Source organism: Nocardia sp. NPDC046763, assembly GCF_040645495.1.
Lineage (GTDB): Bacteria > Actinomycetota > Actinomycetes > Mycobacteriales > Mycobacteriaceae > Nocardia.
The window spans coordinates 253,961-266,653 of the sequence record NZ_JBEYYI010000005.1; the positions used below are offsets into that span (position 1 = coordinate 253,961).

Sequence of the window (12,693 nt, forward strand, 5' to 3'; positions counted from 1 at the left end):
CGCCGCTAGGCCAGGCCGTGGTCGAGCGCGTAGATCGCGGCCTGGGTCCGATCCCGGACGCCCAGCCGCGTCAGGATGTTAGAGACGTGGTTCTTCACCGTGCCCTCGCTGACGTACAGGGTGCGAGCGATCTCCCGGTTGGACGCGCCGGTCGCCAGCAGGCGCAGGATCTCCGATTCCCGTCTGGTCAGGTCGGCCGCGGGTTGCGGGCCGGTGCCGCGGCCCGGGCCGCGCAGCATGCCGAGCATGCGAGCGGACACGGTCGCCGAGTACTGATCGACGCCGGCGTGCACGAGCCGAACCGCCGCGGCGAGATCGGCGGCCGGGAGATCCTCGAGCAGGTATCCGTGCGCGCCCGCACGCAGGGCCCGGATGACGTACTCGTCGTCGTCGAAGGTGGTGAGCATGAGGACCTTGGTGTGGTCGCGCAGTGCCGCCGCCGCGGCCAGGCCGTCCAGGACCGGCATCCGGACGTCCATCAGCACCACGTCGGGTTCGCGTTCGAGCGCGAGATCGACTGCGGCCGAACCATTCTCGGCGGTGCCGACCACCCGCACCCCGGCCTGGAGCGCGAGCAGGGAGGCGATGCCTTCGCGAACCAGCGGTTGATCGTCGGCGATGAGGACGGTGGTCGCGGTGGTCATCGCGAACCCCGGGGGAGTCGTGCCCGCAGCCGGGTGCCGTGCGGCCCGGTTTCCGCCCGGAGTTCTCCGCCCAGGAGTGCGAGCGGTTCGCGCATGCCGGTCAGGCCGTGGCCCTCCTCGCTGGTGTCCTGGAAACCATTGCCGGGCAGAAGTTTCCGGTCACCGAGGTGCTCAACGGCGGGGCGGTGCCGTTCGGGATCGCGTTCGCGGCGGGGCTCTACCTGGCGCAGTACGACCGGATGGGGCGGTTCGGCGGGTGGGCGTTCGCGGTGCACTTCCTGAGCTTCGGATACTTCGCGGGCATCGCGTTCACCATGAACTTCGTCCTGGTGCACCTGGATCCGGCGGCGGTCGACCACTTGCTCGACGGACCGGCGCGCTGGGCGTTTCTCGCGACAGCGGCGCTCACCCTGCTCGGGACCTGGCTGTTCTCGGCGGCACTGTGGCATGCGCGCGTGGTCCCGCCCTTCGCCGTCGGGTGCTACGTCGCCGGACTGACGGCGCTGTCGCTGACGTTCCTGCTGCCCGCGCCGATCGTGCGGGTGGGCCATGTGTTCGTGGGCGCCGGCATGATCTGGCTGGCCGCGTGGCTGCGGGCGGCGGCCGGGCGCGCCGCCGCCCCGCTGCCGCAGTACAGCTGATCCGGGCCTCAGAGAATCGCGACCGCCACCACCAGGCCGATGGCGATGTGCGCGGCGGACACCACCACGGACTCGGTGCTGAACTCCGGATCCTTCAGCACCGCACCGATATCGATGCCGAGCACGTATTCCAGGCTGCGCATCGCGATCACCTGGGCTGCAATGCCGACCAGCCCGTAGATCGTGGTGGCGATGAGGCCCTCGGCAAGCTTGCCCGCCTGCGCATAGATGGCCAGCACCACGATGAACGCCGTGCTGAGCATGGCCGCGGAGCCGACGATGACGGCGTTCGGCAGCCCGCGCGCCACCATGGCGCGCAGGGGGCCCGGGGTGGTCCAGTCCACCGCCTGGAAGCCGATGAGCAACAGCACCAGGCCCAGCAGGGCGTAGCTCAGGATCGCGCCGACGCCGTGGCCCAGGGAGTGCCAATACCCGGCTTCGAGTGCGAGAGCGGTGGTCATCGGATCCTCCGGGTCGGGGTGAATCGGGCCAGGGCTACTGCGGTTACTGCGGTATGCGGTGCGGGACGAAGGTGGAGCTGTCGTCGGTGATCAGGCCGACTGTCTCCCGGATACCCAGTCCCGCGGAGGTGTCGCCCACGATCCAAGCACCCAGCACCGGTCGCATGCCGTCGAATTCGGGGAGCGGGTCCAGCATCTGGTAGACGTACCCCTCGGCACCGTAGACGCCGCCGGTGGCGGTTTCCACGCCCGCCCCGACGATGGTCATGTTCGCGCCCTCGCGGCCCAGCTTCGGCTTGCGGATGTACTCGGTGAGCTCGTGCGGGTCGTCGATGTAGGCGGGCAGCAGGTTGGGGTGGCCGGGGTACATCTCCCACAGCACCGCCAGGATGGCCTTGTTGGACAGCAGGGACTTCCAAAGCGGTTCGATCCACATGGTTTCCGGCAGGGACTCCACCACGCGGCGGCCGAAATCGTCGTCGAGGGCCCATTCCCACGGGTAGAGCTTGAAGATGGCCTCGATGGGGGCTTCGGCCAGATCCACGAAACGGTGCAGCTCCGTGTCGAATCCGACGTCCTCGATGGGCAGGGCGACGGTGTCGAATCCGGCCTCGGCGGCGGTCTCCTGCATGTAGGCGGTGGTGACATTGTCCTCGCCGGAGGAGTCCGCGCCCGACCAGCTGAAGTGCAGCTGCGAGCCCGGCAGCGTCTCGCGCATCTCACCCCAGCGCTCGACCAGCTTCTCGTGCAGGGAATTCCACTGGTCGTCGTCCGGGTGGGTGTCGGTGAGCCAGTGCCACTGCACGATTGCCGCCTCCAGCAGGGAGGTGGGCGTATCGGCGTTGTACTCCAGCAGTTTCGCCGGGCCGCGGCCGTCGTAGCGCATGTCGAAGCGGCCGTAGATGTGCGGGTCGGAGCGGTGCCAGGACTTGGTGATGGGTTCCCAACTCCATTGCGGCAGACCGAAATCGGCGAATCGCTCGGTCAGCACCACCTGTTCGACGGCGTGCAGGCACATGGAGTGCAGCACCTCGACCTGGGCCTCCATGGCCAGGATCTCGTCCATGTCGAACTCGTAGTGCACCGACTCGTCCCAATAGGGACGGGGTTGCCCGTTCGGGTACTGCCCCGGAGAGCCGTAGACCAGACCCTGACTCTCGATGATCCGCTGCCAGCCCGGCCGCGGAGTGCTGCGTACCCGCCGCACTAGGAACCTCCACCGTGGATCTTCGCGCCGAGTCCGCCGCGTTGAATCGTGCTGCCGCTCTTGGTCTTCACCGTCGAACCCTTCGGGGCCGTCGTGCTGCCGCCCGACGGCGCGTGCCCGATGGTGCCGCTGCCGCCGTAGTAGTAGCGGTAGGAGTGCCCCGCCAGGAAGAAGAAGCCGGGGTGAATCCCGCCGTCCCCATGATCCTGTGCATCCGAACAGTAGTTGTCCGGAACGACGATCTCCTGATTGTCCTGTGTCGCAGTGACACTCTGCCCCTGTCCGGTGGGCACGGTCTCGCCCTTGTTGGCCACCACCGTGCAATAGGCGGTCACCTCGGGTCCGTTCCACGCCTCCGCCACCAGGTATCCGCCGCCCACCAGCGCCGCGATCCCCACCACGGCGGCGCCGCCGACGAGTAGTCGCTTCTTCTTGCGCTGCTTGGCTTCCGCGGCCTCCGCCTCGGCCCGCTCCTGCGCCTCGGCTCGCTTCCTGGCCTTCTCCCGCGCCCGTGCCTCCGCCACGGTGGGCGGCCGCGGCCGGGTGACCCCCGCCTCCTGTGTGGTGATGCTGCCGCGCCGCGGCGGCGCGGCAGGCTCGTCCATCGTCGCCGGCAAGGCCGGTTCCTCCGGCTCCAGCACCGGCCCGGGCAGGACGAACCCGGCGTTGCCCAGCAGCGGCCCCGGCGCGGCGGTCGGGCCACCATCCCCCGGCCGCCCGAAAGCCCCGGGCCCACCATGGAATTCCCCCGCGAGATGATGCGGCCCGTGATGCTCGCCGCCGTGCTCCGCCCCGAAATCCGCCGGCATCGGCAGTGTTGGCGGATACCCGGCCGGTCGTTCGGTGCCGGGCTCGCCGAAACCGCCTGTGCCGCTCCGAGATTCATCGGATCCGGATGCGGATTGGTTCGGCAGCGCGAGCGTCGGCTCATGGCCGCGGGGGGTCTGGCCGGGTGTCGTGGGCTCGGCCGTGAATCGGACGGTGGGATCGGTGTCGCCTGTGCCGGCGGTCTCGGCGTCCGGGTCGGCGGGCAGCGGATAGTGCTCGTGGCCCGGGTGGGCGGGATCGGCTGGGGCAGTGTGGGATTCGGCGGGGTGTGCGGGGTCGGGGGTGGGGCGGTCCGGGGTTTCCGGACTACCGGGACGGTCTGTGGACATTGGTCGACTCCGTGGGCTCGCCGCTCGCTAGCGTTCTTCGAATCCTGTCATGTCGCCCGCGGCGGCACTCCAGTCTTCCACCACCAGGTTTACCCGACCCGGTGTAGTACCGGAACGTAGCAGGTCGAGTAGGGTTTCGCAGCGATCGCGGGGCCCTTCGGCCACGACGTGCACGCGGCCGTCGCGGTGATTGCGGGCATAGCCGGTCAGGCCCAGTTCCAGGGCGCGCGAGCGCGTCCACCAGCGGAAGCCGACTCCCTGGACCAGGCCGTGGACCCAGGCGCTGAGGCGGACCGGGCCACCGCTCATTCGTCGATGCGGAACGTCAGGTTGACGGTGGAGCCCGCCTTAAGGGTGCGGCCGACCGTGCAGACCTTGTCGACGGCGCGCTGCGCGGCCACCAGCAGGCGCTCGCGGGTTTCGGCGTCGAGTTCGCTGAGGTCGAGCTCGAACTCCTCGTTGAGCTCCGGGTACACCTCGTTCTCGCGGTCGGCGTCGCCGGAGACGTGCACGGTGGCGTCGAACGTCTCGCCCAGCCGACGTGCGAGGGTGAAGTCGGCGCTCAGTCCGGTGCAGCCCGCCAGCGCGATCTTCAGCAGCTCACCCGGGGTGAACGCGCCCGGCACGCCCGCGGACGCGATGAACACCTCGCCACCGCGGTTGTTGCGGCCGGTGTAGGCGCGGGTGCCGGTGCGTTCGGCCCACAGCTTGACCGGCTCGGCGGCCGGGTCGGTGGCGACGGTCTGCGGTGCGGCGGTCTGTTCGGACATAAGGAAGATCCTCCCATTGGGTCACCCAGGTCAACCATCTGGTTGCCGCTCGTTCGGAACGCCGAGGTGGTCAGCGGAATTCCTCCACCAGTTCCGGGGTGACCTCCTTCAGACTGTCGGCGACGTACGCGGCCAGCGCGATGGCGTCTACGGCGGGCGGGTACTTGGGATGCGGGACGGCGATGACCGTCATGCCCGCGGCGTGGGCGGCGCGCAGGCCGTTGCTGGAATCCTCGACGGCCAAGCACGCGTCGGGGTTGATACCCAGCCGCGCGGCGGCCTCGAGGTAGCCGTCGGGCGCGGGCTTGCCGCGCGCCACCTCCTCGGTCGATACGGTGGCGGCGAACAGGTCGGTGACGCCCATGTGGTCGAGCACCACGTCGATCAGCCGGCGCGGGGACGAGCTCGCCAGCCCGAGGGTGTAGATCTCGGCCAGCCGGCGCACGGTGTCGACCGCGTCCGGCATGAGCGGCAGGTGGTCGGCGTAGCGGGCGGCCATGCGGGCGATGACGTCCTCGGCGACCTCGTCGGGCGTGCGACGGCCGTCGAGCAGCTCCTCGCTCAGGTACCGCGACCATTCGGCCGTGCTCATTCCCATGAACCGGTCCTGGGTGTCGGGCAGCCAGCGCCCGCGCATCTCCTCGACGTACGCGCGCCGCACCTCTTCCCAGATGGGTTCGGTATCGATGAGCACACCATCCATGTCGAACACGATCGCAACAGACATGGCTTCCATGGTGGTTCATCACCGTCCGGGTACCCGGCATCGGGGGCGCATGCGGCGCGTCCACTGACTGGGATCGTGGTGCGGAACCGCGCCGCCCGCTCGCGCGCGGCGTTAGCTTCCGAAGCGAAAGACGCATACCCGCAAGCGAATACCGAGGTGGGCCGTGGGCACGGTCATGGACATCTACGATCCGGAGCTCTATGTGTCCGGGCCGATCCACGAGATCTTCGCCGACCTACGGCGCACGGACCCGGTGCACTGGCAGGAGATGCCGGGCGAACCCGGCTACTGGGCGATCCTCAAGCACGCGGATGTGGCGTACGTGGCCCGCAATCCGGAACTGTTCTCCGCCGAGCGGGAGGGCGTGATCCTGGAGAACCAGCCGCCCGAACGCCTCGAGCAGACCCGCAACATGCTGCTCATGATGGATCCGCCGCGGCACACCGACTACCGCAGGCCGCTGGCCGAGCACTTCAAGGCGCGGGTCATCGGCGAGCTGGAGGACCGGGTCCGGAAGCTTACCCGGAACCTGCTCGAAAGCGTCGACGGCGACGTCGAATTCGTGCACGACGTGGCGGGCGTGCTGCCCAGCCAGGTGGTGGGCGGTCTGTTCGGCATTCCGGTCGCGGACTGGCCGAGCATCCGGCGCTGGGCCGAACAGTCCACCAGCCAGCAGGATCCGGACCTGGTCGGCGATTTCGACGTGACGGCCGAGCTCACCAATATGGCCATCTACGCCATCCAGTTCTCCATGGCGCGGCGAGCCGAGCCGCCGCAGGCGGATCTGACCTCGCTCATCCTGGGCGGGTCCTACGGTGGAAAACCCATGTCGGACCTGGAGTTCGGCAGCTTCTTCACGCAGCTGGTGACCGCGGGCAACGACACCACCAAGACCATGCTGTCCTCGGGTCTGGAACTGCTGCTGCGGCATCCCGCGCAGCTCGCGGCGCTGCGCGCGGATCCGACGCTGATTCCCGGTGCGGTGGAGGAGATCCTGCGATACGCCAACCCGCTGCACTACTTCCGGCGCACCGCCACCGCCGACACCGAGATCCGCGGGGTTCCCATCAGGGCCGGGGACAAGGTGGCCATGTGGTACACCTCGGCGAATCGGGACGAGGACGTCTTCGACGACGCGCAGCGCTTCGATATCCGTCGAAATCCCAACCCGCACCTGTCCTTCGGGCTGGCCCAGCACTTCTGCCTGGGCGTGCACCTGGCCCGGCTGGAGGGGCGGGTGTTCTTCGAGGAGCTGCTGACCCGCTTCCCGGCAATGGAGCAGACCGGCGAATCCCGGCGGATCCGTTCGAATCTGAACAACGGCCTCAAGTCGCTGCCGCTCCGCCTGATGCGGTAAGTTCGCGCGTCCATCGCGGCGAGAGCTCCCTGATCGCTGTCCGGGGGATTACGACTGGAAGCGGTAGCCCATGCCCGCCTCGGTGAGGAGGTGTTTGGGCTGGGAGGGATCGTCCTCGAGTTTGCGGCGCAGCTGGGCGAGATAGACACGCAGATAATGGGTTTCGGTCGCGTAGGACGGACCCCAGACCTCGCGCAGGAGCTCGCGGCGGCCGACGAGCTTGCCGCGATTGCGGACCAGCATCTCCAGCACGCCCCACTCGGTGGGGGTCAGGTGCACGTCGTGGCCGTGGCGGGTCACCTTCTTGGCCGCGAGATCGACGGTGAAGGAGGTGGTTTCGATGACCGGCTCGGCGGTGTCGGCGATATTGGCGGAGCGGCGGACGGCGGCGCGCAGGCGGGCCAGCAGTTCGTCCATGCCGAAGGGCTTGGTGACGTAGTCGTCGGCGCCGGCGTCGAGGGCCTCCACCTTGTCGGAGGAGTCGGTGCGGGCGGAGAGCACGATGACCGGGGCGGTGGACCAGCCGCGCAGGCCGGCCAGCACCTCGATGCCGTCCATATCGGGCAGGCCGAGATCGAGGATTATGACGTCCGGGTGCTTCTCGGCGGCCGCGCGCAGGGCCGCGGCCCCATTGGATGCGGTAGTCACCTCGTAGCCGCGGACCGACAGATTGATGCGCAGCGCGCGCAGGATCTGTGGTTCGTCGTCGACCACGAGCACTTTGGTCGGCGCTGCCGCCGCGTTCGTCACCCGTTCTCCTCTCCGGTGTGCGCGGGGTCGTCCCCCGCGGGCAGATCGATCACCATGGTCAAACCGCCGCCAGGGGTGGGCTCCGCGTGCACGGTGCCGCCCATGGCGTCCACGAAACCGCGCACCACCGACAGGCCCAGGCCCACGCCGGTAGAGGTGTCGCGGTCGCCGAGCCGCTGGAAGGGCTCGAACAGCTGGTCCTCCAGGCCGGTCGGTACGCCCGGACCGGTATCGACCACGGTAACGGCCACCCGCTTCCCGACCTGCTCTGCCGCCACCCGCACCATCGAATCCCTGGGGGAGTAGCGGGCGGCATTGTCGATCAGATTGGCCAGGACCCGTTCCAGCAGACCGGGATCGGCGCGCACCGAGACGGTGTCGACATCCACCTTCACCCGGTCCATGGTGGTGCGGCGCATGCCGCGGGTGCCCATGCCCATGAGCGCGTGATGCACCACCTCGTCGAGGTAGACCTTGCGCACCTGCGGCTTGATCACGCCGACCGCCAGGCGCGAGGAGTCGAGCAGGTTGCCGACCAGCGCGGTCAGCTGATCCACGGATTCCTCGATGGTCTCCAGCAATTCGGCGGTGTCCTCGGGGGAGAACTCCACATCGTCGCTGCGCAGGCTGGACACCGCCGCCTTGGCCGCGGCCAGCGGGGTGCGCAGATCGTGGCTGACCGCCGAGAGCAGGGCGCGGCGCAGCTTGTCGGCCTCCATGACCGCCTGCGCGGCGCTGGCCTCCTCCTGCAGCTGCTTCTGTTGCACCAGTCCCGCCGCCTGATTCGCGACCGCGCCCAGCACCAGGCGGTCCCCGGAGGTCACGGAACGTCCTCGCAACAGCAGCCAGTGCATGTCATCGCCTGCCTCCAAAGCGGTTTCGGCGTCGCTGACCTTCTTCGGCGGCTGCTCGCCGACCGACGCGATGACCTCGTCGTCGGTGACCAGGCTGACGGCGTCCTGGTTGTAGGTCTCGCGGGCGCGTTCGAGTAGATCCTGGAGATCGGCGCCGTGCAGCACCGAGCCCGCGAACAGCGTCAGCAGCTCGGCTTGGCGAGAGGCCTTGCGCGCCTCCAGGGTTCGCTTGGCGGCCACATCCACCAGTGCCGCGACCGCGACCGCCACGAACAGTAGCACCACGATGGTGAGGAAGTTGTCGAGCTGGTCGATGGTGAGGCTGTAGCGGGGTTCGGTGAAGAACCAGTTCAGCAGCATGCCCGACAGGAGCGCCGACAACGCCGCGGGGGCCACGCCGCCGAGCAGCGCGACCGCGATGACGCCGATGAAGAACAGGGCGCTCTCACCGCTGAGGTCCAGCAGGCGATCGAGCCAGAAGTAGATGATTGCGCAGATCGCCAACGGCACGATGAACGCGGCCGACCAGGAGCCGACCTTGCGCTCGCGCCGGGTCAGCGAGGACCAGCGGAAGCCGCCCCGGTTGGATTCCTCGTGGGTCACCATGTGTACGTCGATCTTGCCCGACTCCTGCACCACGGTGGCGCCGATACCCTCGTCGAGCATGCGCGCCCAGCGTGAGCGGCGGGAGGTCCCCAGCACCAGCTGGGTGGCATTGACCTGGCGCGCGAAATCCAGCAGCGCCGTGGGCACGTCCTCGCCGGTGACGGTGTGCAGGCTGGCGTCGAGACTCGTGGCCAGGTCGCGCAGGCGCTCGAGCCGCTTCGTCGACACTCCGGCCAGCCCGTCACCGCGCACGATGTGGACCACGATCAGCTCGGCGCTGGACTTGGCGGCGATCCGGCTGGCGCGCCGCACGATGGTCTCCGACTCCGGGCCGCCGGTCACGGCCACCACGACCCGTTCGCGCGCCTCCCAAGTAGTGGTGATCTTGTGATCGGCACGGTATTTGGCGAGCGCGGCATCGACCTGATCGGCCAGCCACAGCAGTGCCAGCTCACGCAGTGCGGTCAGATTGCCCGGGCGGAAGTAGTTGCGCAGCGCCGCGTCGACCTTCTCGGCGGCGTAGACATTGCCGTGGGACATGCGGCGGCGCAGGGCTTCCGGCGTGATGTCCACCAGCTCCACCTGGTCGGCGGAGCGAACCACCCAGTCCGGCACGGTTTCCCGCTGCACCACGCCGGTGATCTGCTCGACCACGTCGTTGAGGCTCTCCAGGTGCTGTACGTTCACCGTCGACACCACGTCGATGCCCGCGTTCAGCAGGTCCTGTACGTCCTGCCAGCGCTTCTCGTGCTTGCTGCCCGGGACATTGGTGTGCGCCAGCTCGTCGACCAGCACCACTGCCGGATGGCGCCGCAGCACGGCGTCCACATCCAGCTCGGGCAAGGTGGTGCCGCGGTACTCGATCATCTTCGGCGGGATGCGCTCGATTCCGGCGAGCAGCTCCGCCGTCTTGCTCCGGCCGTGGGTCTCCACCACCGCGGCCACCACATCGCGCCCACGCTCCAGCCGCCGATGCGCTTCGGAGAGCATCGAGAAAGTCTTGCCCACGCCGGGGGCCGCGCCGAGGTAGATGCGTAGTTGCCCGCGTTTCAACGTTGAATAACCTTTCGTGTCCCCCGTGACGGTCCGTGCAGTGATCTACCTCCGAGTCAGTTTGGACACGTCAGGCGAAGGGCTGGCGGTCGAACGCCAGCCCGAGGACTGTAAGCGAATCGCCGAGGCTCGGGACTGGTCCATATGTGAAATTTATACGGAGAAGCCGGTCTCCGCCTGCGCCGAAGACAAGAAACGCCCAGCGTATGACCGCATGGTCGAGGAGCGCCGTGCTGGCCGCTTTAACGCTCTCATTACGGGGGCCTCGGCGGATTGATCCGCCGGCCACGCCGGCTCGAGGACTGGATCGACGCCGCCGAGGTCAATGGGCCGTACCTCGTGACGGCCAACGGCGAAGCCGACCCGCGGACAGCCGTCGGACGCATGTACGCGCTGATCAAGGCTGTGGTAGCCAATCGCCACGGCGACCGGCGCTGGTCTGGAACCGAAACCGGTCCCTTACCCGGGACGGTTCGGTTGTCGAGCGTGGAGTGTTGTTCGGGAGGCAGTCCAGGTAGCCGGCCCAGCTGGCTTTTCACGCAGTTGGCCCATTTATGTGCTGTGCCGGGGTGAACGACGTAGAGGTCACTGACGTCGGCGGCGTCGAGGTCGGTGACATTGGCAATCATGGCGGTATTGCGTGCAATTGGGGCTGCAGAGTGCCGTCGGTTGGGCAGCGGTGTGGTTGTTGTCGTGTTCACCGCGATCTTGAAACCATTGTGGGAGACCATCTTTGCGATTCGGTAGTTCGAGTTTGCTGATGAGTCGACACTTTTCGACCGTCTGACGAAACTCCGGGCACCGATGTCTCGGCGGCGGCCGACAGGGTTGGGCTCGAACCAGGTGCCGAGCTGTGCCTGTCCGGGGTCGGCGAGCAGGGTGCCGGTGTCGTCGAGCCGGTCAAGGAACGCGAGGATATTGCGGATCTTGTATTGGTCTGTGCGGACTACGCTTTCGCGTCAGCGATGGCGGCGTGTGGCCCGGCGGGCGCGTCGGATGACGTGCAATTCGACGTATGGCCGGACAACCTTCGGCTGGTGCAGTGGCGGGAATGATCGTGTTGGCCCTGATCCCGCCCTCGCGTGCGAAATCGGCCAGCACCCACGCGAATCCGTGCCGTGGGACCAAGGCAGCAACGTCGCCATGATGGGCGGAATCGACTGGGCCGCTGATCAATCGATGCTATTGAAGGCTACGAAGCGGGCAATGATTGCCCGACGTACTCACCGAAGAAACCTGCCTTCCTGCCATCGGGCGATCTCCCACAACGAGACTGCTGCGCCAGTACTTTCCGAAAGGCACCGACGTCGCCACCGCCGCGCGCATCCGGCCCGGGTCGAGTACGGGCTCGATCACCGCCCCGCGTGGTCCTCAGCGACCGCACACCTGCCGAGATCTTCGATGCTCGGCTGGCCTCCGGACACCTCTCATCGCTGTAATGGCCGCTGGAAACCGCCTTTCTCGTTGGCATCTGGCCGACATGGATACGACCGGCCCGCACGGCGTGCTTCCTGCTTCATCGCCTGTGAGTACGAGTTTTTAGGGGAAGATTCCGCAAAAATGAGATAGGTTCTAGAGCAATCGTTCATGCGAGACCTCGAGCTGACATGCACTGGAAGGTGGGAGGAGTCAAACTGTGAAGGCTGTCCTGGGTGCTTCGGTTGAAGGTGGTGGGGATTTGATGGCAAAGGCCCTCGCGGCAGATTTGCCCGTTCGCAGAAGCGGCGGCAAAGGAAAAAGACCGTTCGGCACCCAATTGCAGGGCTCAACGATCGTTCGTCTGGAATGGATCAAGAGCCGGGGGTTCATCATCTGGGCGACAGTCGACAATGCCGTCAATGCGTGGCTGGACACTGTTGGCGTTCCTCGACCCGATGAGAGCGGCGAGATTCCGGATCTCACCGAATGCTCAGCGGAGCCGGTAACGGATGGCGACGTTGATGGTTGACCCAAGGCAGTTGCCCGGGGCGGATCCCTCTGCACGTTGCGCCTGGACCGAGGCATGCATGTCGTCCTCACCGAACAGCTGATATGTAAGCATGTTCTGTCGAGCGGCAGTTGAAAGCGGTCCCGGCGATTGTGATTGCCGGGACCGCCTTCGTGTGTGGTCGAGCGACAGTTCACCGCCCAGCGGCACCGTCCCCATCGAAAAGTCGTCCCGTGGTTCCCGATCCGGGTGAACCCCGCGTCACCGGAAATCCCGGCATAGCCACTTTCTGGCGAACATCATGGGTGAGCGGGGTAGGTGTCGATGAATCCAGAGTGTGGGGCGACTGGCAGATTTGCCGGAATCCCAAAACCGCGACTGCCGGTTTTTGTCCGAATAAGGACAGTCCTCAATCAGGCAAACGGGAAACCTTTCCTCTTTATCCATCGAATATCCCCTCTGGGATGTATTCTGGCGAATGATTCGCTACCCCCCTTAGCGGATCCTGATGTTGTGGAATGAACGCCCTTCTAAGCTCC

At 67.4% G+C, this 12,693-nt stretch carries 13 protein-coding genes; 4 read left to right on the top strand and 9 right to left on the bottom strand.

Going from position 1 to position 12,693, the window contains the following annotated elements; translation table 11 throughout:
- Positions 1-5: 5 nt before the first annotated feature.
- Positions 6-644 carry a response regulator transcription factor gene (locus ABZ909_RS10740; RefSeq protein ID WP_356997681.1) on the bottom strand — a complete coding sequence of 213 codons (639 nt, stop codon included), beginning with the start codon at positions 642-644 and terminating at the stop codon, positions 6-8.
- 38 nt (positions 645-682) lie between these two features.
- Between ABZ909_RS10740 and ABZ909_RS10745 the strand changes: the two genes are divergently transcribed.
- Complete coding sequence (locus ABZ909_RS10745; RefSeq protein ID WP_356997683.1) at positions 683-1,285, top strand: hypothetical protein; 603 nt, start codon at positions 683-685, stop codon at positions 1,283-1,285.
- 8 nt (positions 1,286-1,293) lie between these two features.
- Here the strand turns inward: ABZ909_RS10745 and ABZ909_RS10750 are convergent, their stop codons facing one another.
- From ABZ909_RS10750 to ABZ909_RS10775, 6 genes are all read right to left on the bottom strand, one after another.
- Positions 1,294-1,746: a DUF350 domain-containing protein gene (locus ABZ909_RS10750; RefSeq protein WP_356997684.1), complete on the bottom strand. Its 453-nt coding sequence runs from the start codon at positions 1,744-1,746 to the stop codon at positions 1,294-1,296.
- A 43-nt stretch (positions 1,747-1,789) separates the two neighbouring features.
- Entirely contained in the window at positions 1,790-2,953 is a 1,164-nt protein-coding gene (locus ABZ909_RS10755) for a glutathionylspermidine synthase family protein (protein ID WP_356997686.1), read from the bottom strand.
- Positions 2,953-4,110, bottom strand: a complete 1,158-nt coding sequence (locus ABZ909_RS10760) for a hypothetical protein (protein ID WP_356997688.1) — start codon at positions 4,108-4,110, stop codon at positions 2,953-2,955. The genes ABZ909_RS10755 and ABZ909_RS10760 overlap by 1 nt, the downstream gene beginning before the upstream one ends.
- Before the next feature lie 27 nt (positions 4,111-4,137).
- Positions 4,138-4,419 (bottom strand): acylphosphatase, encoded by a 282-nt coding sequence (locus ABZ909_RS10765; RefSeq protein ID WP_356997690.1) that lies wholly within the window; start codon positions 4,417-4,419, stop codon positions 4,138-4,140.
- Positions 4,416-4,880 carry an OsmC family protein gene (locus tag ABZ909_RS10770; protein ID WP_356997691.1) on the bottom strand — a complete coding sequence of 155 codons (465 nt, stop codon included), beginning with the start codon at positions 4,878-4,880 and terminating at the stop codon, positions 4,416-4,418. The genes ABZ909_RS10765 and ABZ909_RS10770 overlap by 4 nt, the downstream gene beginning before the upstream one ends.
- 70 nt (positions 4,881-4,950) lie before the next feature.
- Positions 4,951-5,607, bottom strand: coding sequence for an HAD family phosphatase (locus ABZ909_RS10775; RefSeq protein WP_356997693.1), 657 nt, complete (start codon positions 5,605-5,607; stop codon positions 4,951-4,953).
- A gap of 163 nt (positions 5,608-5,770) precedes the next feature.
- Here ABZ909_RS10775 and ABZ909_RS10780 point away from each other — a divergent pair, with 163 nt between their 5' ends.
- Entirely contained in the window at positions 5,771-6,964 is a 1,194-nt protein-coding gene (locus tag ABZ909_RS10780) for a cytochrome P450 (protein ID WP_356997695.1), read from the top strand.
- A 48-nt stretch (positions 6,965-7,012) separates the two neighbouring features.
- Here ABZ909_RS10780 and ABZ909_RS10785 read toward each other — a convergent pair whose 3' ends face one another.
- Positions 7,013-7,714 (bottom strand): response regulator, encoded by a 702-nt coding sequence (locus ABZ909_RS10785; RefSeq protein WP_356997697.1) that lies wholly within the window; start codon positions 7,712-7,714, stop codon positions 7,013-7,015.
- Complete coding sequence (locus ABZ909_RS10790) at positions 7,711-10,227, bottom strand: sensor histidine kinase KdpD (RefSeq protein ID WP_356997698.1); 2,517 nt, start codon at positions 10,225-10,227, stop codon at positions 7,711-7,713. Before ABZ909_RS10790 ends, ABZ909_RS10785 begins: the two co-directional genes overlap by 4 nt.
- Before the next feature lie 40 nt (positions 10,228-10,267).
- Here ABZ909_RS10790 and ABZ909_RS10795 point away from each other — a divergent pair, with 40 nt between their 5' ends.
- Together ABZ909_RS10795 and ABZ909_RS10800 are read left to right on the top strand one after the other, a co-directional pair.
- Entirely contained in the window at positions 10,268-10,504 is a 237-nt protein-coding gene (locus ABZ909_RS10795; RefSeq protein ID WP_356997699.1) for a recombinase family protein, read from the top strand.
- A 1,359-nt stretch (positions 10,505-11,863) separates the two neighbouring features.
- The gene (locus ABZ909_RS10800) at positions 11,864-12,175 is read left to right on the top strand and encodes a hypothetical protein (RefSeq protein ID WP_356997700.1); all 312 of its coding nucleotides are present in this window, start codon (positions 11,864-11,866) and stop codon (positions 12,173-12,175) included.
- The last annotated feature ends 518 nt before the right edge of the window (positions 12,176-12,693 follow it).